The following is a 21,327-nucleotide window of genomic DNA, read 5'->3' on the forward strand; positions in this document are numbered from 1 at the left end:
AGCCCCGGTCGGCCCTGCTCTACCATGCCCAGGATGAGCCTGGGACCGAATTCCGACGGCGCCGGCGTGGACGCCCGCCCAGCCTGTGCGCTGGTGCTCATGGGCGGCGGAGCACGCACCGCCTACCAGGTGGGCGTGCTGGGCGCGCTGGCCTCGATGCTGCGGCTGCAGCCCGGTCGGCCGCCCACCTTTCCGTTCCAGCTGCTGGTGGGCACGTCCGCCGGCGCGCTGAACGCCGCCTACTTGGCCAGCGCCGCGTCCGCGGGCCTGGACGCCTTCGACCGGCTCGCCGCCTTCTGGGCCGGGCTGCGCAGCAGCGACGTGTACACGCTGCGCGTGTCGCCGTGGGTGCGCTTCTCGCGCCTGCTCGCCGCCGTCACGCTGTGGGGACGCGCCCGGCGCGAGGGATCGATCCTGGAGACCATGCCGCTGGTGGACACGCTGCACCGGGCCATCGCGCTGGACGGCATCCAGGCGTCCCTGTCGGCCGGCGCGATCGAGGCGCTGGCGGTCACCGCCTCCAGCTACAGCAGCGGCGTGCACTGGACGTTCTGCCACACGGCGCAGGACGGGCGGCACCAGCCATGGCGGCGCCCGGGCCGCCGCGCCGAGTTCCAGCCGCTCACGATCGAACACCTGATGGCGTCCAGCGCCATCCCCTTCCTGTTTCCGGCCACGCCGCTGTGGGTGGACGGCCGGCGCGAGTTCTTCGGCGACGGCTCCATGCGCCAGGTGTCGCCGCTCGCGCCGGCGCTGCACCTGGGGGCCCGCCGCGTGCTGGTGGTCGGCTGCGGGCAACCCGAGCGGGCCGGGTTCGCAGGTACCGCGGGAACCGGCGCCCCGACGCTGGGCTCGATCGCCGGTCATGCGATGGCGAGCGTCTTCCACGACACGCTGCAGGCCGACGTCGAGCAGGCGCAGCGGGTCACGCGCACGTTGCGGCAGCTGCCGCGCGAAGTGGGCGCGCTGCTTCCCTACCGCAGCGTGGAGGTGGTGGCGATGCAGCCGTCGCAGTCGGTGGATGCGATCGCCCAGGCGCACGCGCAGGCGCTGCCCAGGGCGGTGCGCCGGGCGCTGGGCGGCCTGGGCGCGGCGCGCGGTGCCGGCCCGCTCGCCAGCTACCTGCTGTTCGAGCCGGGCTTCGTGCGCGAGCTGATCACGCTGGGCGAGCAGGACGCGTTCGCGCGCAAGGAGGAGCTGCTGGCACTCGTCACAGACGCCGCGGCATAATCGCAGCCCGTTGCAGCACCCTCGTGAGCACCATCTTGGAAAGCCACCCCAGTCGGTAGCTTTCAGCGCCCCCTGACCGGCGTTGAAAGCCTCCTCGCCACCAACGCCGAACGCGCCACGCACACGTCAGGGACTCCATGCTCAACATCTTCACGCTCGCGAACGGGCGGCTCTTCCAGGAGGAAATCGAGTCGCTCGAGGAGCTCTCCCGCTTCCAGCCGATCTGGGTCGACCTGGAGTCGCCGACGCTCGAGGAAAAGCGCTGGGTCAAGCAGTACTACGGGCTGTCGATCCCGGAAGACGCGATGGACGAGGACATCGAGGAGTCCGCGCGCTTCTACGAGGAAGACAACGGCGAACTGCACATCCGCAGCGACTTCCTGATCGCCGACGACGAGGAGCCGCGCAACGTGCGGGTCGCCTTCATCCTGAACCAGATGAACGACACCCTGCGCAGCCGGGGCGTGCTGTTCTCCATCCACGACGAGGACGTGCCGGTGTTCCGGCTGCTGCGGCTGCGTGCACGGCGCGCGCCCGGCCTGATCGAGGATGCGAAGGACGTGCTGCTCAAGCTGTTCGACGCCGACGCCGAGTATTCGGCCGATGCTCTGGAGGGCATCTACGACGAGCTGGAGAAGGTGAGCAAGCAGGTGCTGGCCGGCGAGGTGACCGACACCCTGGCCGGCGAGGTGCTCGGCGAGATCGCGCGGCAGGAGGACCTGAACGGCCGCATCCGCCGCAACGTGATGGACACCCGGCGCGCCGTCAGCTTCATGATGCGCAGCCGCATGCTGTCGGCCAGCCAGTTCGAGGAGTCGCGCCAGATCCTGCGGGACATCGAGTCGCTCGACAACCACACGGCATTCCTGTTCGACAAGATCAACTTCCTGATGGATGCCACGGTCGGCTTCATCAACATCAACCAGAACAAGATCATCAAGATCTTCTCGGTGGCCAGCGTGGCGCTGCTGCCGCCGACGCTGATCGCCAGCCTGTACGGCATGAACTTCAAGTTCATGCCCGAGCTGGACTGGCACCTGGGCTATCCGTGGGCGCTGGCGCTGATGGTGTTCAGCGCACTCGGCCCGATGTGGTACTTCCGCAAGCGCGGCTGGCTGCGCTAGCGCCTGGCGCGACTAGGCCGACCCGGACGGGCGGTACCCTGCCAGGGCACGCGCGGCGGCGACGCCCGCCAGGTGCCCCTGCGTGAACGCCTCCTCGAAGACCGAGTAGCCCGCCCAGTCGGCGTGCGCGAACGACAGGCGCGTGCCGTGCAGCGGCAGCCCGCGCAAGCGCTCGCGCGTACCGGGCACCGGGATCCGCATCGCATGCCCATACCGCGTGACCTCCAGGCGCGTGGCCCTGGCGCCAAGATCCGGGTGCGCGGGCAGCAGGTCGGCCAGCAGCCGGTCGCGCCAGTGCGTCCAGGGCGCCTCGAGCACCTGCCGGCGGGCCTCCTCGCCCGGCGCCAGGTACCAGGTGAGCACCGTGGGCCCCGGCCGGGGGTCCAGCGCCTGGTGCCTCGCGTCGACATAGCCCAGGCCGCGGCTGCCATGGATCACGTTGTCCCAGGCCGGCGCGGCGCCCGGGCGGTCCGCCAGCGGCGAATGCAGATGGAGATTGGCCACGATCCAGGGCGCATAGCGCGCCTGCCGGCCCGCCTCGGCCACGAAGGCTGGTGGGGACGCCAGCACGCGCGCCGCGACGAACGCGGGGAGCGCGACCACGGCGTGGGCGGCCTGCCAGCGCTCGGCCGCGCCGCTGTCCGGATCGGTCGCGTCCACCTCGACGCCGCCGCGGGTCGTGGCGATGCGCGTGACCAGCCGCCGCGGGCGCACCCGGTCGCCCAGGGGGGCGGCCAGGCGCCGCGCCAGCCAGGCATTGCCTTCCGGCCAGGTCAGCACCGCATCGCGGTCACCCTCCTCGCCCGGCGGATGGAAGCCATGCCGGCTGGCGAAGTAGTGCACGCCGGCCCAGGCCGAGACAGTGGCGATGCCGGCGCCGTACTCGTCGCGGCAGCAATAGTCCAGGTACCAGAGCAGGAGCGCATCGGAGAAGCCCTCGGCTGCCAGCCAGGCGCTAAAGGTGGTCGCATCGAGCCGGAGGTGGGCGGGCGCGACCGGCCCGGCGGACGTGGGCACGGTGTAGCGCGCGTCTCGGGCGAGCGCATCGATGCGCCGCGCGAGCCGCCGGTACGCCTCGAGGGTGGCGGCCGCCACGCCTTGCGCCGGCAGCAGCCCCTCCTGCCACTGGCCCTGGAAGAACAGCCGCTCCTGCGGGCTGTGGCACAGGTGGCGCTCGTCATACGTCCAGCGGCCGGCGATGCGGCGGCGCAGCCCGAACTCCTCCAGCAGATCCTGCACGTGGTGCGCGGCGTCGCCGGGCACGGGCAGGTAGTGCGCCCCGAGCGGGCAGCTCAGCCCGCCCACCGCGCCGCCGCGGCTGTTCCCGCCGGCTTCGTCCTCCAGGTCCAGCAGGACGACATCGTCGATGCCGGCCTGGCGCAGTGCCCGCGCGGCCGCCAGCCCGGCGATCCCCGCCCCGGCGATCACCACGCCGGTCCGGCGCGGGACCGGCTGGGCGGCCCGCAGGTCCGCGCCGCCGCGCAGGCGGTGCCCGCGTTCGGGATGGGTGCCGGTCAGGGCACCCTGCAGGCCCGGCGCCGCGTCGCAGCCCCACAGCGGCCAGGCAGCCGCGGCCGCCAGCCATCGGCGCCGGTCCAGGCCGCTCACGGCACCACCCGTCCCCATTCGCGCTCGTACGTCGTGACCAGCGTCTGGTTCGACAGCCGGTTCACCTGCGCCGGCACCCGTTGCATGTCGCGCGGGAAATCGAACAGCAACGGCAGCGTGCCGGGCGTGAGGAAGCGCAGGTCGGCCGGCAGGGCCTCGGGCAGCCGCCAGGGGCGGCGGCTGGCGACGATGAAGCCCCATTCGCCGAAGCTCGGCACATGCGCGTGGTAGGGCGTGGCGCGCAGGCCGGCCGCCTCGATGGTGGCGGCCACCGTCCAGAAGCTCTGCCGGGCCACGAGTGGCGAGGTGGTCTGCACCACCGCGTAGCCGCTGGCCGCCAGGCGGCGGTCGAGCAGCGCATAGAAGGTGTCGGTGTAGAGCTTGCCGATGGCGAAGTTGGTCGGATCGGGGAAGTCGACGATCACGACGTCGAAGGTCTCGTCGGTGCGCTCCAGCCAGCCGAACGCGTCGGCGTTGACGATGCGCAGCTTGGGCGAGGAGAGCGAACCGCCATTGAGCCGCGCCAGCGCCGGGTGGTCGGTGAACAGCCGGGTCATGTGCGGGTCGAGCTCCACCAGCGTGACGCTCTCCACGCCGGGATAGCGCAGGACCTCCCGCACGGCCATGCCGTCGCCGCCGCCCAGGATGGCCACCTTGCGCGGGGCGCCGTGCGCGGCCATCACCGGGTGCACCAGGGCCTCGTGGTAGCGGTACTCGTCGCGCTCGGCGAACTGCAGGTTGCCGTTGAGGAAGAGGCGATGGCCGGAGCGCCCGGCCGTCACGACGATCCGCTGCCAGGCGGAGCTCTCGGCCACCAGGATCGGCGCCTGGTACAGCCGGTCCTCTGCCAGCGTCGTGATCGCACCGGCGGCCGCCAGCCCGGCGACGAGCGCCGCACCGGTGAGCGCGCAGGCCACCGCGTGGCCGGCAAACCGGCGCAGCTCGTGCCGGAACAGCCACAGCGCCCACACCGCCACGCCGGCATTGAGCAGGCCGAAGAAGAAGCCGGTGCGCACCAGCCCGAGCTGCGGAACGAACACCAGCGGAAAGGCCACGGACACCGCCAGCGCGCCGAGGTAGTCGAACGTGAGCACCTGTGAGACGAGATCCTTGAGCGCCACATGCCGCTTGAGGATCCGCATGACCAGCGGGATCTCCAGCCCGACCAGGGTTCCCACCGCCAGCACCAGGCCGTAGAGCAGCGGTCGAAACGCGCTGGGCAGCCAGCCGTGCACCAGGAACAGCACCGCCGGCATGGCGCCCCCGATCAGGGCCACCAGCAGCTCGATGCGCAGGAAATGGGCGGGCAGCTGCCGCTCGAAGAACTTGGACAGCCACGAGCCGATGCCCATGGCGAACAGGTAGCTGCCGATGACGGTCGAGAACTGCAGCACCGAGTCGCCCAGCACGTAGGAGGCCAGCGCACCGGCGGCCAGCTCGTACACGAGGCCGCACGCCGCCACCACGAACACCGACGCGAGCAGCGCGACGTCGGCGCCGCGCGCGCGTGGCCGCGCGGCGCCGTCCTGCAGGACCTTCACGGCAGGCTCAGTGGATCGCTGCGGCGACGATGATCGAGATGCCCAGGCACATGGCAGCGACCACCAGGGCCAGCGCGAGGTTGCGCTCCTCGACCAGTTCCTTCCACAGGTCGTACGGCGTGAGCTTGTCGATCACGAGGAAGCTGCCCCAGAACAGCAGCACGCCGATCAGCGCGTACACGATGGAGCCGAAAACGGCCGCGGGTTTCAACCATTCGATGCCCATGGACACCTCCGTTGCGAATGAGTGGATGGCGCGCGGGTCACTTGTGGCCGCCGCCGCTGGAATAGCCGCCGTAGGATCCGCCGCCGCTGCGGTAGGCGCCCGAGCCGCCGGCATTGTCGTCGTCGCGCAGCAGGATGACGAGCAGGACCAGCACCAGGATGCCCAGGAGGATCAGCAGCAGGCAACCACAGCCCAGGCCGCTCTGGCCGCTGGTCGGGCCGGCATCGCCGCGGCGGAAATCGCCGCCTCCCTGGTCAAGTCGGAAGGCCTGGGACACCGTCGCGCCGGCGAGGATGCGCCCGGCCGACCAGGTCACCTCGCGCGGCGACTGCTCCATGGACAGCAGCTGCCTGCCGCTGGTGAAGTCCCGGTTGAAGGTCTTCTGGCCGCGCTCCACCGGCCAGTAGAACTCGCCGGCCACGTAGGTGGTCTCGGCCTCGTAGCTGTCCTTGAGCCGGTACCGCTGGCCCTGGTGGGTGGCGGTGCCGCCGTCGGAGGACAGCGCCGGCGCACCGGTCATCGGCTGGACCAGGCTCCAGCCGTCCTCGGAATCGACCAGGAACTGGAACCCGCGCCGGGCGTTGTAGAGGAGGTACTCGCTCCAGCCGAACTGCTCGTCCGGGTCGCCCGGCTCGCGCCCCATCCGGTGCTGGAATCCCACCACCTGCCAGGCCGCCCCGTGCAGCTGGCCCACCGTTCCGAGCAGCACCAGCGGCTGCACCGGCTCGTCCTGGATCGCATGCCGCAGTTCGCCGCCGATGCCTTGCGAGACGTCGATCAGGCTGTGGCAACTGGCGCACGTGATGCTGCGCGTCCCCTGCAGCCGCAGCTCGACCGGCGCCCCGCACTGGGGGCAGGCGAACTGGCGGGCCGTCTCCTGCTGGCCCGCTTCCGTGCGCAGCCCGGTGAGCTGCAGGCCGTCGAGCTGCACCTGCACCCCGCGCGACACTTGCGCAGGCGTGCTGCCGTACTCGATCGACAGCACCTCGCCGTCGGCGCTTCGCAGCTCCACCACCGGGAACGGCTGGCCCAGCGGTGGCAGCCGCGGCAGCTCGCCCTGCGCGGACACCAGGGTCGCCTGGTCCTGCGTGGCGACGGTGAACGACTTGCCGCCGACCGCGGTGGTCGCCCCCAGCCGGAACCGGTCGGCCGCCGGGACCTCGCGCTGCATCCGCGCCGGCCTCGAGAACACATAGGAGCCGTTGTCCTCGGACAAGGTGCCGGTGTCGCCGCCCTCGAACAGCGCCTGCCACTCGGTCCAGGCGCCACTGCTGCCACGGTACTGCAGCCGCCCGACCAGGGTGAAGCCACGGCCTTCGTGGCGCCCCGCGGCCATGAGCTGCAGCGGGCTGTAGTCCTCGAAGACCTCGGCCATGCGGCCCAGGCGCTGCAGCTTCTCGCCCGATCGCACCACCGTGCTGCGGCAGAACGAGCAGACGGCATGGGTCGACTGCGCGCTGCGGAATTCGACCGGCGCGCCGCATCCGGGGCATGGAGCCCGGTAACTGCGTTGCGGAGTGTTGTCGGTGGTCGCCAATGCAGGACGGGGCCCCCTCCGGCCCCGCGCGGGAGCTGGTTCAGACGAGCTTCTTGAGCAGTTCGGCCTTCTTGGCGTCGAACTCCTCCTGCGTGAGGATGCCCTTGGCCTTGAGCTCGCCCAGCTTCTCCAGCGTCGCCATCACCTCGTCAGGGCGCACGCCGGCGGCCGGTTGCGGCTGCGGCGCGCTCCCGGTGCCCTGCAGCCCCTGCTGCAGGTTCTGCGCGAGCACCTGCCCCAGCGCGACGCCCGCTCCCAGCCCGATCGCATCGCCGGCAACGCTGCCGCCGCCGCCGGCGCCCTTGGCGAGCTCGGGGATTGCCTGCCCCGTCTGGTACTGCACGAAGCGGCCCATGTCGTTGCCCACCATGCCCATGCCGATGCGCTGGTCGAGGATCTTCTGCAGCTCCTCCGGCAGCGACACGTTCTGCACCGTCATCAGGTCCAGCTTCAGCCCGATCGCGGCGAACGCGGGCGCCAGCTCGGTGGTCAGTGCCTGCGCAAAGGCCACCTGGCTGGCGGCGAGGTCCAGGAACGGCTTGCCGCTGGCCGCGATGGCGTTGGAGATGTGCTGCAGGATCAGCCCGCGCAGCTGCCCGTCCAGGTCGGCCACCGTGTAGGCATCGCGCGTGCCCGAGATCTCGGTGTGGAACAGGCGCGGGTCGGCCACGCGGTAGCTGTAGTTCCCGAAGGCGCGCAGGCGCACCGCGCCGAAGTCCTGGTCCCGGATCGTGATCGGCTGCGGCGTGCCCCAGCGCTGGTCGACCTGCTGGCGGGTGCTGAAGAAGTACAGGTCGCTCTTGAACGGCGACTGGAACAGCTTGTCCCAGTTGCGCAGGTACGTGAGCACCGGGATGGTCTGCGTGGTCAGCTTGTACATCCCGGGGCCGAACACGTCGGCCACCTTGCCCTCGTTGACGAACACCGCCATCTGCGACTCGCGCACGGTGAGCGAGGCGCCGTACTGGATCTCCATGTCCTCCATGGGGAAGCGCCACGCCAGCGTGCCGTCGTCGCTCTCCGTCCATTGCAGGACGTCGATGAATTGCTTTCTGATGAAGTCCATCAGGGCCATGGCGGATCCTCCTTGCAGGGTCGGGCGATGATACCCGTGGCCACCGGGGCGGCAGTCAGCCGCGCCGCACCGGATGGAGGGCGACGGCCTCGGGGGCGAACAGGGCCACGATCGCGTCCATCAAGGCGCGCGCCTGGTCCGAGTGGTCGGACCCGAAGTTGCAGACGTAGACGTCGGCGGTGACCGCCTGCAGCTCGGGCCAGGTGTGAAGGCACAGGTGCGACTCGGCCAGCAGCACGGTGGCCGTCACCCCGCCGGGGCCCTGGCCCGTCGCGGGGAAGGCGTGGAACAGCCGCCCGACCGGATGCAGGCCGACGCGCAGCACCGCCTCTTCGCACCAGGCGCCCAGGCGGTCGGCATCGGTGAGCCAGACCGGGTCGCAACGGCAGTCGCGCAGATCGGCCATCAGGTGCAGCCCTTGCATGGCGCGACTTTACCGCCCGCGGCCGAGGCAGCGAAGGCCGCCCGGACGCGGGCCGGAGAACGTCAGGCCGGCACTCCGTAGACCGCGCAGGCGCGCGCCAGCCGCTGGCGGATCGCCTCCAGCAGTCGTGGCGGCCCCAGCACCTCGACCTCGTCGGCCAGGCGCAGCAGCTGGCCGGCCGCCTGCTCCGGTGATTCGGTGGGCACCCGCACCCGCACGCGCGTGTCCTCGGCCGGCAGCGGCGTCCCGCGCAGGGCCCGCGCCTGCGCCGCCCCCAGGGCGCGCAGCGCCGCCAGCCCGCGGGCCGTGGCGGCGACCTCGGCCTGCCCGGTGTGCAGTTCGCGCTCGAAGCGGCGGACCGCGTCGCGCCAGTGCTCCGCCAGGTCGAAGCGGCGCGGCCGCCACGCGCGTCCCTCGAGCACGCGCGGCTCGACGATGGCTGCCACGCGGAAGGTGCGCACCTTCTGCTCGCGGCCGGCCACCAGGTACCAGGTCCCCGACTTCAGGACCAGGCCGAGCGGATGCACGACCTGGCGCACGGTGCGCGTCCAGCTCTCGTACACCATCTCGAGCGGCCGCTCCTCGAGCACCGCCGCCGACACGGCCTGCAGTTGCGGCAGGTCGTCGGCCTCGCGGTACCAGTCGACCGGGTCGAGGTGCAGCCGCGAACTGAGCCGGCGTGCGCGTTCGCGCCACTGCTCGGGAAGCGCCGCCAGCAGCTTCAGCTGCGCGCGTTCCACGTCGCCACCCAGGCCCAGCTCGCGCGCCGGCCCGGCCAGTCCGCTGAGGAACACCGCTTCGGCCTCCGCCGGCGTGAGGCCCGTCAGCGTGGTCTTCCATCCGGGCAGCAGCTGGAAGCCGCCGGAGCGGCCGCGCTCGGCGTACACCGGCACGCCGGCGGCGGTGAGTTCGTCGATGTCGCGGTACAGCGTCCGCTCGGACACCTCGAGCGCCTCGGACAGCGCCTGCGCCGTCATGCGGCCGCGGGTCTGCAGCAGCATCTGGATGGAGAGCAGGCGGCTCGCACGCATGCGGCGCAGTGTAGGTGCCCTGCGCCACCGCCGTCCGTGGCGCGCCGGGTCAGTCGCCGTCCTGCGCACTCTCCTTGAGCTTGAGGAACTCCTCGGCGATCGCGACCACCTGCTCCGAGAGCCCGTCCTCCATCAACTTGGCGCGCTTGAGGATCTTCTCGGCCGAACGGCAGACCGTGTTGGCCGTCGTGCTGATCTCCTCGAAGCCCTCGATGTGCTTGCGGATCCGCTCGATCGCCTTGTCCACCTTGGCGAAGCTGGCGGCGTCCTGCTTGCCGTGCACGACCGCCTTCACGGACAGCGCCGTGGCCACCATCAGCGCGGCCTGGAGCCAGGCGTCGCCGGTCGCGTCCTCGGCGTCCCACCGCACCACGATGTCGTGCCCATAGCGGGCGAACGCGGGGATGCTGGGCCCGGCCGTCTTGGTGGAGTGGACGAAGACGCACACGCCGGCGCTGCGGTTGCGACGCGCGACGTCCGCCTCCTCGATGGTCTTGCCCAGGTCGTAGGAGGCGCTTTCCTTGGCCTCCACGACGATCCGGGCACCCGCCGCCACCTTTTCCGGGCCGATGGTGATGACGTGGTCGCCGACCTTGCAGTTGGGAATGAGGCCGGTCGTGGCGCCGGTGTCCTGCACCAGGTCGCCGGCAGCCATCGCCAGGCTGCGCAGGTGATCGCCCAGGGCCGCTTCGAACGCGAGCCCGTGGCGCGTGCTCTTGGCCGCTTCGTCCCGGCGGGCCTGCAGCGCCTGCACGGCCGCATCCAGCGTCGAGGCCAGCCGCTGCTGGTTCTCCAGCATCGTCGCCTGGTGCTCCTGCAGCAGCTTGTACATGCGGCGGATCGCGGAGTTCTCGTTGTCCAGCGACAGTTCGCTGGTGAGGCTGCGCTGGGCGGTCTCGACGCGGCCGACCAGGCGGGAGAGCGCCGAGTCCGGCTTGTCGAGGCTGAACTCGGCGACCACCGCCTCCATGTCGCGCGACAGCGCCTTGTTCAGGTCGCCGTGCTTGGCCGTCAGCTCCCCCAGGAAGCGCACCAGCGCGCCCTCCTTGTTGTCCAGCGAGAACTGGTTGGCGATCTGGGCGTTCTGCGCCTGCACGACGTCGGCGAGCGTGCGCTGCAGCGTGGCCACGAGCTGGTTGTCGCCGGAGGGGTCCAGGACCTTGAGCAACTGGCTGTTCTCGCCCACGAACTGCTCGAACACCTTGGACAGGCTCTGCTCGGCGTCCCGCACCTGCAGACGCACCACGCTGGCCAGGTCGCCGTCGGCCTTGGTGAGGCGGTCGACCCGCTCCACGAAGACCCCCTGCTGCGGATCGAAGTAGTGCGAGAGCGAACCCGCCACCTTCTCCCGGAACTTGCCGCCCCACTCGTTGAGGCGGCCGGCCAGCATCTCCACCAGCCGGTCGCTCTCCCGGCGGACCGTGTCGCTGTCCAGGGTGCCGCGCGCGGCCTTCAGGGACAGCACGCCCACCTTCAGCGCGGTGACGAGGAAGTTCGTGCGTGCCGGGCCCTCCGGGTACTCGGACAACGCCAGGAGCACCTCGGGGTCATTGACGGCGAACGTGACGATGGCCGGCTCGTTGCCGGCGCCGGCCTGCTTGGTCTGGATGGGAGCGATCTCGGGCGTGTTCATGCTGTCCAACGGGCAATGGCTCTGCATTCTCGGCGAGGTTGCCGCCGCCTCCACGCGATCCCGCCGGGCCGTCGGCGAAGCCGCCGCAGCCGCGCAATAGTTCTCGTGCCATGACGGTTGTGGAGGTGGTGGTGATGGAGGTCGTAGCGGGCGGCGCAAACCTGCCATGCCCTGTCAGGAATTGCCCCACAGACTCGGCCTCCCATTTCAGGAGACCACCATGCCAGCCGACCACCCGCTCCACGCCCGCCCAGCCCCAGCCACCGCGCCGGGTGTCGTCGAGCTGCGCCAGTACACGCTGCACCCGGGCCAGCGCGAGCGCCTGATCGCCCTGTTCGAGCGCGAATTCGTCGAGCCGCAGGAAGCGGCCGGCATGCAGGTGCTCGGCCAGTTCCGCGACGAGGACGCGCCGGACCGCTTCGTCTGGCTGCGCGGCTTCCGCGACATGGACGGCCGCCGCGACGCGCTGCATGCGTTCTACGACGGCCCGGTCTGGGCCGCCCACCGCGACGCGGCGAATGCCACCATGGTGGACTCGGACGACGTGCTGCTGCTGCGCCCCGCGTGGACCGGCAGCGGTCTGCCGCCGGGCGGCCCGCGGGCCCCGCTCGCGGCGGTCGACACCGGCCGCGTGGCACCGGGCCGGGTGCGGATCGCGGTGTTCCCGCTGCAGGGCCCGGCGCCCGAGGCCCTGCTGCTGGCCGTGCGCGACGCGGCCGGCCGGCATCTGGCCAGCCTTGGCGCGCGCGCCAGCGGCTGGTACGTGAGCGAGTCGGCCCCCAACACCTTTCCCCGGCTGCCGGTGCGGGCCGACACCCACGTGCTGGTGGGCGTGGCGCTGTTCGACGCCGCACCGCCGCCCGGCGCGGATCCCTGGGCCGGGGTGCCCTCCCGGTGGATCGCCGGGCCGGTGCAACGGCTGCGGTTGGCCCCGACGACACGTTCGTCGCTGGGGAGCTGAGCATGGAAGCGCTCTGGCTCTACGCCTTGCTGGTGGCGGGGATCATCGCCGTGCCCGGCATGGACATGGCGTTCGTCCTGTCCAGCGCCCTGGTCGGTGGCCGGCGTGCCGGCTTCGCCGCGGTGGCCGGCCTCATGGCCGGCGGGGTGGCCCATGCTGCGCTGGCGACAGTCGGGGTGGGCCTCGTCCTGCAGCAGTTCCCGGCGGCGTCCACCGCGCTGCTCACCGCCGGCGCTCTGTACGTCGGCTGGATCGGCTGGCAGCTGTGGCGCACGCCCGCGGTGCTCTCGGCGACGCCGGGCGACACTGCGCGTTCGTGGCGCGCGACGTTCCTGCGCGCACTGGCCACCTGCCTGCTCAACCCCAAGGCCTATCTCTTCACGTTCGCGGTGTTCCCGCAGTTCCTCGGGCCGGGCGACGTGCCGCTGGCGCTCCGGGCGCTCGCGCTCGGCGCCATCACCGCCGCAGTCCAGTGCGTCATCTACGGCAGCGTGGCCGCCGGCGCCGACTGGTCCCGGCGCGGCTGGCTGCGCTCGCCGGCCAGCCAGCAGGCGATCGGCCGCGCCGTCGGCCTGCTGCTGATGGCGATGGCGGCATCCACCCTGTGGCAGGCCTGGTCAGGAGCCTGAGGCGGCCGGCCGTGCCCCGGCCACGGCCCGGGACTGGCGCTGGCGCCCGAACCAGGCGACGTAGAGCACCGGCAGCACGACCAGGGTCAGCAGCGTCGCCGTGATCAGCCCGCCGATCACCACGATGGCCAGCGGCCGCTGGGTCTCCGAGCCGATGTCGTGCGACAGCGCCATCGGCAGCAGGCCCAGCGCCGCGAGCATGGCCGTCATCAGCACCGTGCGCAGCCGCTGCATCGAGCCCTCGCGGGCCGCGGTGAGCACGTCGGCGCCCTGCGCACGCAGTTGCTGGAACACCGACAGCATCACCACGCCATTCAGCACGGCTTGGCCCGACAAGGCGATGAAGCCGATCGCCGCCGAGACCGACAGCGGGATGTCGAAGATCCACAGTGCGATGAAGCCGCCGACCAGCGCCAGTGGCACGTTGACCAGGATCAGGGTGGCCAGCTGCACCGACTTGAAGGCATCGAACAGCAGCACGAAGATCAGCAGGAGCGAGATCGGCACCACCACCGACAGCCGCTTCATCGCCCGCTCCTGGTTCTCGAACTCGCCCGACCACGAGACGGTGTAGCTGTCGGGCAGCCGGATGTTGGCGTTCACCCGGGCCTGCATGTCCCGGACCACCGACCCCATATCGCGGTCCTTGATGAAGATGCCGATGGCCATGGTGCGCCGCCCGCTTTCGCGGGCGATGTTCATCGCACCGGCCATCTGCCGGATCTCAGCCACCGCGCCCAGCTGGGCGTAGCCGCCGTCGGGCGTGGGAATGAGGGTCTGCGGCAGCGCGGCCAGCATCCGGCGGTCCTCCGGCAGGCGCACCGCGACCGAGAACTTCCGCTCGCCCTCCCAGATCTGGGTGGCCGCCTTGCCGGCCAGCGCCGCCTCGACCACGTCCTGCACGTCCTGCACGTTCAGGCCGAGCCGCGCCGCGCGGTCACGGTCGATGTCGATCACCAGCTGCGGCAGCTCGCCCAGCCGGTCGATCTCGGCGCGGTAGACGCCCTGGACCTGGCGGATCTCGCGCTCGATCGACTCGGTGACGCGGCGCAACTCGACCAGGTCGTCGCCGGCGACCTTGATCACGATCTGGCCGTCGATCTGCGAGATCGACTCCAGCACGTTGTCGCGGATCGGCTGCGACAACGTCGGCTGCATGCCCGGCACGGCCGACACCGCCCGCTCCATCTGGTCGAGCAGCTGCTCGTGCGTGAGCCCCGGCCGCCAGGCCTCGGCCGGCTTGATGTCGACGAACACCTCGGCCATGCTGATCGTCTTGGGGTCGGTGCCGTCCTCGGGCTGCCCCGCCTTGGACACCGCGGTGCGCACCTCCGGCACGGTCAGCAGCGCCTTGCGCACGTTGCGCAGCACGCGCGTGGCTTCCTCGTTGGAGATGCTCGAGGGCAGCCGCAGGTTGACCCAGATCGTGCCCTCGTTCAGTTCGGGCAGGAACTCCGAGCCCAGGCGCGAGGCGGCCACGAGGGCCAGCGCGAAGGTGGCCAGCGCGATCACGATGACCGTGCGGCGGCGCGCCAGCGCCCAGGCCAGCAGCGGTTCGTAGACGCTCTTGCAGGCGGCCACCACGCGGTTGTCGTGGTGCGGCAGCTTGCGGCGCAGCATCCAGTAGGCCAGCAGCGGCACCAGCGTCAGCGAGAACAGCAGCGAGCCGACCAGCGCGGTCGTGACCGACAGGGCCATCGGCTGGAAGATCCGGCCCTCGTGGCGCTGCAGCGCGAAGATGGGGATGTGGGCCGCGATGATGATCAGCATCGAGAACAGCGTCGGGCGCCCGACCTCGTTGGCGGCCTCGACGATGGCATCGCGCCGCGCGTGCTCACTCATGTCCTCCCGGGCCAGCGCCAGCCGGTGCATGATGTTTTCGATCACGATCACGGCGCCGTCGACGATGATGCCGAAGTCCATGGCGCCCAGGGACAGCAGGTTGGCCGGCACGCCCATCACCTTCAACCCGAGGAAGGTGGCCAGCAGCGCCAGCGGGATCACGACCACCACCGCGAGGCTCGCGCGCAGGTTCCCCAGGAACAGGTAGAGCACCAGCGACACCAGCAGCGCCCCCTCGACCAGATTGCGGAACACGGTGGACAGGGTCTTGCCCATCAGCCAGGTGCGGTCGTAGTACGGCACCACCTGCACGCCCCTGGGCAGCGCCCGCTCGTTCAGCTGGGCGATCTTCTCCTTCACCGCCTTGAGCACCACGCTGGGGTTCTCGCCCTTGCGCATGACCACGATGCCGGTCACGACGTCGTCGTCCAGGTCCTGCCCCACGGTGCCCAGGCGCGGCACGGCGCCGACCTTCACCTGGGCGACGTCGCGCACCAGGATCGGTGTGCTGTTGCGGCTGGCGACCACGATGCGGCCGATGTCGTCGGGCGTGCGCAGCAGGCCGATGCCGCGGATCGCGTACTGCTGCGCGCCCTGCGCCACGTAGCTGCCGCCGGCGTTCGAGTTGCTGCGGCCGAGCGCATCGAGCAGGTTCTGGAAGGTCAGCCGCGTGGCACGCAGCTTGTCCAGGTCGGGCTGGACCTCGTACTGCTTGATGAAGCCGCCCATCGCCACCACGTCGGCCACGCCGGGCACCTGCCGCAGGGCGCGCTCGACGACCCAGTCCTCGATCGTGCGCAGCTCGGTCGTGTCGTGGCCATCCCCCCTGACGCGGTACCGCATGATCTCGCCCACGGGCGTGGCGTTGGGAGCGATGTTGGCCTCGACGCCGGGCGGCAGGTCGACCGCGCGCAGCCGCTCGTTGACCTGCGCGCGCACGGCCATCACGTCGGCCTTGTCGTCGTAGGTGACGACGGTGAACGACAGGCCGAACTGGGTGTGGGAGAACACGCGGATCGCGTTGGGCAGGCCCGACAGCGCCACCTCGATCGGCAGGGTGACCTGTTTCTCGACCTCCTCGGCGGCACGCCCGGGATAGAGCGCGATCACCGTCACCTGGGTGTCCGTCACGTCGGGGAACGCCTCCACCGACAGGTTGCTGAACGCCACGATGCCCGCCAGCGCGAACAGCAGCGTGCCCAGCACCACGAACAGGGGCTGGTGCAGGGCGAAGTGGATCAGGCGCTTCATCGGGCGGTCGCCGCACGGTCCGCGGCCGCGGTGGACTCCGCACGGCCGGCGCCGGCGGTCGCCGCCGACCGCACGTCCTCCTGCGACGTGCGGTACTGGCGCGTGAGCAGCAGCAGGTTGTCGCTGACCACCTGCTCGCCCGGCGCGAGCCCCTGCCGCACCACGACCTCGGTCGGGCCCTGCCAGCCCAGGACCACCTCGCGCGGCTCGAAGACGCCGGGCTGCACCTGCACCATGACCGCGTGCTGGCTGCCGCGCAGGGTCACGGCCTGCGCCGGCACCACCACGCCGGCGCCGGCCGGGCGGTCGATGCGCGCGGTGGCCAGCATCTCGGCCTTCAGCTTGCGTCCGGGATTGGCCACCAGGCCGCGGATCTTGATGGTGCGGGTGTTCGGGTCGATGGCGTCGGCGGCGGCGAGCACCTGGCCCTGGAACTTCTCGCCGGGCAACGACGGCACGACCAGCTCGAATGCGGCGCCCGGCTGCAGCACGCCGGCCTCGGTTTCGCGCGCGTCGATCTGGACCCACAGCGAGGTCGGGTCGCTGAGCACGAACAGCGGCGGCACGCCCGGCCCCGACTGCTCGGGACGCAGCTCCTGGCCGGGCGTGAGGTTGCGCTCCACCACCACGCCGGCGATGCCCGCCACGAGGGACAGGCGCTGGTCGACGGCGGCCGCGGCGCCACCGCCATACAGGCGCGTGCGGGCCTCGGCGCGCTGCAGGTCGGCCTGCGACCGCGCCGCCTCGGCCTCGGCCTGCTCGAGGTCCTTGCGCGCGATGACGCCGGCCTCGAACAGCTCGCGTTGCCGCGCCAGCGTCTTCTGCGCCAGCCGCGCATCGACCTGGGCCTTCGCGGTGTCGGCCTGGGCGATGCCGAAATCCGGCGAGGCCAGCTCCGCCAGCACGGCCCCGCGGCGCACCGGCTGGCCGACGTCGGCGCCGATGCGCACCACCCGCCCGGCGAAGGCGGGGAACAGGCGCTGGGTCCGGTCCTCGTTCCACACCAGGCGCGCCGGCAGCTCGACCGGCACGCTGCGGGCTGGCGCTGCGGCCACCGTGGGCAGCTGCGCCAGCTGGGGGTGCCCGGGCGGGAAGCGCAGCTGACGGCCTTCGAGCACGGGTGCGGCGGGTGCGGCCGGGGCGGCGGCGGATTCGGCGGGTGCAGGGCGGCAGGCGGCCAGCGCCAGCGTGGCGGCCAGGAGGCAGAGTGGAAGGCGGATCACGGTCGGTCCAGGAGGTCAGGGGGTCGCAGGGGCCTGGCGCAGCTGCCAGGCGGTGCGGGCGCGCGCGTACTCGGCACGGGCGGCGATGTCGTCGAGGAGCACGCTGCGCAGCGTGCGCCGCGCGTCCACCAGGTCGACCAATGGCAGCGCGCCGCGGGAATAGGCCAGCTCGGCCATCGACGCGACCTGGCGCGCACGCGGCACGATCGCCCGGTCGAACGCGGTGGCACGATCGGCGGCGGCGCGCAGGTCCTCGGCGAGCCGGCCGGCATCGGCCAGGGCCGCGCGCCGGGTCTTCTCCAGCTGGTCCTGTGCCTGCTCGAGCGCGGCGCGGGCCCGGTCGATCTCGCCTTCCTGCCCATAGGTGCCGAACACGCCGGCCAGCGGCACCTGCAGGCGCAGTTCGAGCAGCCGGCGGGATGTGCCGGGGTAGTGGTCGAGGGAGGTGCCGACGGTCACGTCGTTGCGGCGCAGCGCCTGTGCGTGGTCCAGGGCGGCGCGCGCGGCCAGCACCCGTTGCTGGGCGGCCTGGAGGTCGGCACGCTGCTCGACATCCGCCGGCGCCGCGGTCACCTCGGCGGTCAGCGGCGGCCAGGCGGCCTCGGCCTCGAACTCGCCCCGACGCCCGATCAGCTGCCCGAGCGCCAGCATCGCGCGGACGCGCTCGGCCTGCGCGGCCCGCAGGTCGGCCTGCGCGCGCCGTGCCTCGATCTCGGTGCGCAGGCTTTCCTGCTGCGAGATGTCGCCCGCGCGCTGGCGGCGCTGCGCGGCGGCGGTCAGGTCGGCGGCGCTCTTCTCGATCGCCGCGACCTGCCCCACCCGCTCCTGCGCGGCCAGCAGCTCGTAGAAGGCCGACGCCACCAGCACCTGCTGCTGCACCGCGACCTCGGCGACGTCGAGCTGGGCCGCCTCGGCGGTCCGCTCGGCCACCCGCGTGCGCAGCTCGCGCTTGTTGCCGCGCTCCCAGGTCCAGTCCAGCCCCACCGACTTGTCGATGCGCTTGTCCCGCAGCGCGTTGCCGGGGCCGACGCCGTTCTCCAGATCGATCGACGTGGCCTTGGTGGTGAGCACCGGCGCGGGTGCGTGGTCGGCTGCGACGACATCGGCCCGGGCCGCCGCCAGGGTCCGGCGCGCGAGCGACACGTCCACGCTGTCGCGGGCAGCCTGCAGCGCCTCGGCCAGCGTGACGGTCGGCGCTGCCGGCGCGGCCTGCGCCCAGCCCGATGCCGGCAGCCACAGGCAGGCCGCCAGCGCCAATCCCAGAACTCTCATGCGCCGTTTATCGCGGCGGCCGGCTGACCTGCGGCTGACCCTCCGGGTGCGTACAAGCGCGTACGGCTCGGCCGCCGCACCGGCGCGTCGAAGGGCTTCAGTGCAGCGCGGCGCCCCAGGCCTTCAGGCTAGGAGTTCGCGCACGATGGCGGCCGAATGCCGGCTGGCGACCTCGCGCACGAAACGGCTGAAGTCCACATGCGCCTGATCGTCGGCGCGGTCGGAGACGGTGCGCACCGCCGCGAAGGCGACCCCGCAGTCGTGGCAGACCTGGGCGATGGCGGCCCCTTCCATCTCCACGGCGAGCGCGTCGGGCAATGCGGCCTGCAGCGCCCGGCTCTCGGCACCGGTGGCGACGAAGCGGTCGCCGCTGACCACCAGGCCGCGGTGGACCGGCGTTCCTGGCAGGGCGCGGGCGGCGGCGGCCGCCAGGCGGGCGGTCAACGCCGGATCGGTCGGGAAACGGCTGATGCCGTACAGCGGCACCTCGTGGCGCGGGAACAGCGGCGAGGCGTCCAGATCGTGCTGCAGGAAGCCGTCGGCCACCACCACGTGGCCGACCTCGACGCCCGGCCCCAGCCCGCCGGCCACCCCGGTGAACACAATGCGGTCGGCGGCGAAGCGCTCGACCAGGAGGGTGGCGGTCGTGGCCGCCGCCACCTTGCCGATGCGCGAGAGCACGGCCACCACCTCCTGGCCGTGGAGGCGGCCGCGCCAGAACTCGCGGCCGGCCACCTGCTGGCGGCTCTCGTGCGGCAGCAGCGCCAGCACGGCGGCCAGTTCCTCGTGCATCGCCGAGACGATGGCCAGGGTCATGCGACACCCGGGGCGGCCGTGCGGCAGCGCCAGAGAAAAAGGCGGCCCGGGCCGCCTTTCGAAGGTTGGCGCGAGTGCAGCCTCACCTGCGGTCCCGCAGCTCCCGGCGCAGGATCTTGCCGACGGGAGTCTTGGGCAAGTCGGTGCGGAACTCGATCACCCGCGGCCGCTTGTAGCCGGTGAGGTTGTCGTGGCAGAACTCGCGCACCTTCTCCTCGGTGAGCGCCGGGTCCTTCCTGACGATGACCAGCTTGACGGCCTCGCCGGTCTTCTCGTCCGGCACGCCGACCACCGCGCATTCGAGCACGCCCTCGAGCTGCGCCACCACGTCCTCGACCTCGTTCGGGTACACGTTGAAGCCGGAGACCAGCACCATGTCCTTCTTGCGGTCGACGATGCGGAAGAATCCGCGTTCGTCCATCACGCCGATGTCGCCGCTCTTGAAGAAGCCGTCGGGCGTCATGACCTTGGCCGTCTCGTCCGGCCGCTGCCAGTAGCCGGCCATCACCTGCGGGCCCTTGATGGCGATCTCGCCCGGCTGGCCGACCGGCACGTCGCGGCCTTCGTCGTCCAGCAGCTTCATGTCGGTGGACGGCAGCGGAACACCGATCGTGCCGGTGAATTCGGTGCTGGTCACCGGGTTGCAGCTGGCCGACGGCGAGGTCTCCGACAGGCCATAGCCCTCGCAGATCGGGCAGCCGGTCTTCTGCAGCCACAGCTTGGCGACGGCGCCCTGCACCGCCATGCCGCCACCGACCGAGACCTTCAGGTTGCTCCAGTTCACCTTGTGGAAGTCCGGGTGGTTGGCCAGTCCGTTGAACAGCGTGTTGACCGCCGGGAAGCTGTGGAAGGTGTGCCGCGACAGCTCCTTGAGCGTGCCGGCCAGGTCGCGCGGATTCGGGATCAGGATCAGCTTGCCGCCCGTGCGCAGGCTCAGCATCATGCCCACCGTGAACGCGAAGATGTGGTACAGCGGCAGCGCGCACACCCCGGTGGGCTGCTCGTTGGCCGGTACCTTGCCCATGACCGGCGAGTTCCAGGTCTCGGACTGCAGCACGTTGGCGATGACGTTGCGGTGCAGCAGCACGGCGCCCTTGGACACGCCGGTGGTGCCGCCGGTGTACTGCAGCACGGCCACGTCGTCGGGCCGCAGGTCGACCGCGCGCAGCGTGCCGCGCTCGCCTTTGGCGATGGCGTCGTTGAAGCGCACGGCGCCGGGCAGCTGGAAGGGCGGCACCATCTTCTTGATGTTGCGCACCACGTAGTTCACCAGCGCGCCCTTGAGCAGGCCCAGCTGGTCGCCCATCGAGGCCAGCACCACGTGCTGCACCGGCGTCGCCGCGATGCATTGCTGCAGCGTGTGGGCGAAGTTCTCGACGATGATGATGGCCTTGGCGCCCGAGTCCTTCAGCTGGTGCTCCAGCTCGCGGGCCGTGTAGAGCGGGTTCACGTTCACCACCACCAGCCCGGCGCGCAGGATGGCGGCCACCGCCACCGGGTACTGCGGCACGTTGGGCATCATGATCGCTACCCGCTCGCCCTTGGCCAGGCCCAGGCCCTGCAGGTACGTCGCGAAGGCCCGGCTCAGCGCGTCGGTCTGGCCGTAGGTGATGTCCTTGCCCATGAAGCTGTAGGCCGTGCGCGAGGCGTTCTTGCGGAAGCTCTCGTCCATCAGCTGCGCCAGGGAGCCATACTGCGACGGGTCGATCTCGGTGGCCACGCCGGGCGGGTAGGCGCTCAGCCAGGGGCGGGCGGTGTTGGGGGGCTGGCTCATGTCCATGGGTCTCCTCGTCTTGTCAGCTGTGCTGTCTGCGATGCGAATGTCGTGCGGCCACCAGGATTGTCGCCACCGGCTGGCCGCTGTGCTTCATGTGCCGCCGCCGCGGGCCTCGCGCCCGCGGCCG

At 71.7% G+C, this 21,327-nt stretch carries 17 protein-coding genes; 4 read left to right on the top strand and 13 right to left on the bottom strand.

Going from position 1 to position 21,327, the window contains the following annotated elements; genetic code table 11:
* Nucleotides 1–33: 33 nt before the first annotated feature.
* Both VFE82_RS02270 and corA read left to right on the top strand, forming a co-directional pair.
* Entirely contained in the window at nt 34–1,230 is a 1,197-nt protein-coding gene (locus tag VFE82_RS02270) for a patatin-like phospholipase family protein (protein WP_324998609.1), read from the top strand.
* 137 nt (nt 1,231–1,367) lie between these two features.
* Nucleotides 1,368–2,354: a magnesium/cobalt transporter CorA gene (corA, locus tag VFE82_RS02275; RefSeq protein WP_324998610.1), complete on the top strand. Its 987-nt coding sequence runs from the start codon at nt 1,368–1,370 to the stop codon at nt 2,352–2,354.
* 12 nt (nt 2,355–2,366) lie between these two features.
* On the opposite strand, the gene VFE82_RS02280 is transcribed toward corA, so the two are convergent.
* The 8 genes from VFE82_RS02280 to VFE82_RS02315 all read right to left on the bottom strand — a co-directional run bounded on the left by VFE82_RS02280 (nt 2,367) and on the right by VFE82_RS02315 (nt 11,429).
* Nucleotides 2,367–3,953 carry an FAD-dependent oxidoreductase gene (locus tag VFE82_RS02280; RefSeq protein WP_414708713.1) on the bottom strand — a complete coding sequence of 529 codons (1,587 nt, stop codon included), beginning with the start codon at nt 3,951–3,953 and terminating at the stop codon, nt 2,367–2,369.
* 5 nt (nt 3,954–3,958) lie between these two features.
* Nucleotides 3,959–5,503 (bottom strand): polyamine aminopropyltransferase, encoded by a 1,545-nt coding sequence (locus tag VFE82_RS02285; RefSeq protein WP_324998612.1) that lies wholly within the window; start codon nt 5,501–5,503, stop codon nt 3,959–3,961.
* Between the two features lie 7 nt (nt 5,504–5,510).
* Nucleotides 5,511–5,729: a DUF350 domain-containing protein gene (locus VFE82_RS02290; RefSeq protein ID WP_324998613.1), complete on the bottom strand. Its 219-nt coding sequence runs from the start codon at nt 5,727–5,729 to the stop codon at nt 5,511–5,513.
* 37 nt (nt 5,730–5,766) lie between these two features.
* A complete protein-coding gene (locus tag VFE82_RS02295; protein ID WP_324998614.1) occupies nt 5,767–7,266 on the bottom strand; it encodes a DUF4178 domain-containing protein in 1,500 nt (499 codons plus the stop codon).
* A 40-nt stretch (nt 7,267–7,306) separates the two neighbouring features.
* Nucleotides 7,307–8,341, bottom strand: a complete 1,035-nt coding sequence (locus VFE82_RS02300) for an SPFH domain-containing protein (RefSeq protein WP_324998615.1) — start codon at nt 8,339–8,341, stop codon at nt 7,307–7,309.
* 55 nt (nt 8,342–8,396) lie between these two features.
* On the bottom strand, nt 8,397–8,765 hold the full coding sequence (locus tag VFE82_RS02305) for an S-adenosylmethionine decarboxylase (protein ID WP_324998616.1): 369 nt from the start codon (nt 8,763–8,765) through the stop codon (nt 8,397–8,399).
* A 62-nt stretch (nt 8,766–8,827) separates the two neighbouring features.
* Nucleotides 8,828–9,796 carry a helix-turn-helix transcriptional regulator gene (locus VFE82_RS02310; RefSeq protein WP_324998617.1) on the bottom strand — a complete coding sequence of 323 codons (969 nt, stop codon included), beginning with the start codon at nt 9,794–9,796 and terminating at the stop codon, nt 8,828–8,830.
* A 49-nt stretch (nt 9,797–9,845) separates the two neighbouring features.
* A complete protein-coding gene (locus tag VFE82_RS02315) occupies nt 9,846–11,429 on the bottom strand; it encodes a hypothetical protein (protein ID WP_324998618.1) in 1,584 nt (527 codons plus the stop codon).
* A 220-nt stretch (nt 11,430–11,649) separates the two neighbouring features.
* Here VFE82_RS02315 and VFE82_RS02320 point away from each other — a divergent pair, with 220 nt between their 5' ends.
* Nucleotides 11,650–12,390: an NIPSNAP family protein gene (locus VFE82_RS02320; protein ID WP_324998619.1), complete on the top strand. Its 741-nt coding sequence runs from the start codon at nt 11,650–11,652 to the stop codon at nt 12,388–12,390.
* A 2-nt stretch (nt 12,391–12,392) separates the two neighbouring features.
* The gene (locus tag VFE82_RS02325) at nt 12,393–13,019 is read left to right on the top strand and encodes a LysE family translocator (protein ID WP_324998620.1); all 627 of its coding nucleotides are present in this window, start codon (nt 12,393–12,395) and stop codon (nt 13,017–13,019) included.
* Here the strand turns inward: VFE82_RS02325 and VFE82_RS02330 are convergent.
* The 5 genes from VFE82_RS02330 to VFE82_RS02350 form a co-directional block, all read right to left on the bottom strand.
* Nucleotides 13,008–16,112, bottom strand: a complete 3,105-nt coding sequence (locus VFE82_RS02330; protein ID WP_324998621.1) for a CusA/CzcA family heavy metal efflux RND transporter — start codon at nt 16,110–16,112, stop codon at nt 13,008–13,010. The genes VFE82_RS02325 and VFE82_RS02330 overlap by 12 nt on opposite strands.
* Nucleotides 16,109–17,335, bottom strand: coding sequence for an efflux RND transporter periplasmic adaptor subunit (locus tag VFE82_RS02335; protein WP_324998622.1), 1,227 nt, complete (start codon nt 17,333–17,335; stop codon nt 16,109–16,111). The genes VFE82_RS02330 and VFE82_RS02335 overlap by 4 nt, the downstream gene beginning before the upstream one ends.
* 15 nt (nt 17,336–17,350) lie before the next feature.
* On the bottom strand, nt 17,351–18,607 hold the full coding sequence (locus VFE82_RS02340; RefSeq protein WP_324998623.1) for a TolC family protein: 1,257 nt from the start codon (nt 18,605–18,607) through the stop codon (nt 17,351–17,353).
* 123 nt (nt 18,608–18,730) lie between these two features.
* The gene (locus VFE82_RS02345) at nt 18,731–19,423 is read right to left on the bottom strand and encodes a 5'-methylthioadenosine/adenosylhomocysteine nucleosidase (protein WP_324998624.1); all 693 of its coding nucleotides are present in this window, start codon (nt 19,421–19,423) and stop codon (nt 18,731–18,733) included.
* 82 nt (nt 19,424–19,505) lie between these two features.
* Nucleotides 19,506–21,197, bottom strand: a complete 1,692-nt coding sequence (locus VFE82_RS02350; RefSeq protein ID WP_324998625.1) for a long-chain-fatty-acid--CoA ligase — start codon at nt 21,195–21,197, stop codon at nt 19,506–19,508.
* Between the last annotated feature and the right edge of the window lie 130 nt (nt 21,198–21,327).

Source organism: Ramlibacter sp. (assembly GCF_035655895.1).
GTDB lineage: Bacteria > Pseudomonadota > Gammaproteobacteria > Burkholderiales > Burkholderiaceae_C > Ramlibacter.

What these genes read in the sequence shown, in the direction of transcription:
- VFE82_RS02325 (WP_324998620.1), top strand. Translation starts at nt 12,393, where the DNA reads ATGGAAGCGCTCTGGCTCTACGCCTTGCTGGTGGCGGGGATCATCGCC.
- VFE82_RS02350 (WP_324998625.1), bottom strand. Translation starts at nt 21,197, where the DNA reads ATGAGCCAGCCCCCCAACACCGCCCGCCCCTGGCTGAGCGCCTACCCG.
- VFE82_RS02310 (WP_324998617.1), bottom strand. Translation starts at nt 9,796, where the DNA reads ATGCGTGCGAGCCGCCTGCTCTCCATCCAGATGCTGCTGCAGACCCGC.
- VFE82_RS02330 (WP_324998621.1), bottom strand. Translation starts at nt 16,112, where the DNA reads ATGAAGCGCCTGATCCACTTCGCCCTGCACCAGCCCCTGTTCGTGGTG.
- VFE82_RS02315 (WP_324998618.1), bottom strand. Translation starts at nt 11,429, where the DNA reads ATGAACACGCCCGAGATCGCTCCCATCCAGACCAAGCAGGCCGGCGCC.
- VFE82_RS02340 (WP_324998623.1), bottom strand. Translation starts at nt 18,607, where the DNA reads ATGAGAGTTCTGGGATTGGCGCTGGCGGCCTGCCTGTGGCTGCCGGCA.
- VFE82_RS02300 (WP_324998615.1), bottom strand. Translation starts at nt 8,341, where the DNA reads ATGGCCCTGATGGACTTCATCAGAAAGCAATTCATCGACGTCCTGCAA.
- VFE82_RS02345 (WP_324998624.1), bottom strand. Translation starts at nt 19,423, where the DNA reads ATGACCCTGGCCATCGTCTCGGCGATGCACGAGGAACTGGCCGCCGTG.
- VFE82_RS02270 (WP_324998609.1), top strand. Translation starts at nt 34, where the DNA reads ATGAGCCTGGGACCGAATTCCGACGGCGCCGGCGTGGACGCCCGCCCA.
- VFE82_RS02305 (WP_324998616.1), bottom strand. Translation starts at nt 8,765, where the DNA reads ATGCAAGGGCTGCACCTGATGGCCGATCTGCGCGACTGCCGTTGCGAC.
- corA (WP_324998610.1), top strand. Translation starts at nt 1,368, where the DNA reads ATGCTCAACATCTTCACGCTCGCGAACGGGCGGCTCTTCCAGGAGGAA.
- VFE82_RS02290 (WP_324998613.1), bottom strand. Translation starts at nt 5,729, where the DNA reads ATGGGCATCGAATGGTTGAAACCCGCGGCCGTTTTCGGCTCCATCGTG.
- VFE82_RS02320 (WP_324998619.1), top strand. Translation starts at nt 11,650, where the DNA reads ATGCCAGCCGACCACCCGCTCCACGCCCGCCCAGCCCCAGCCACCGCG.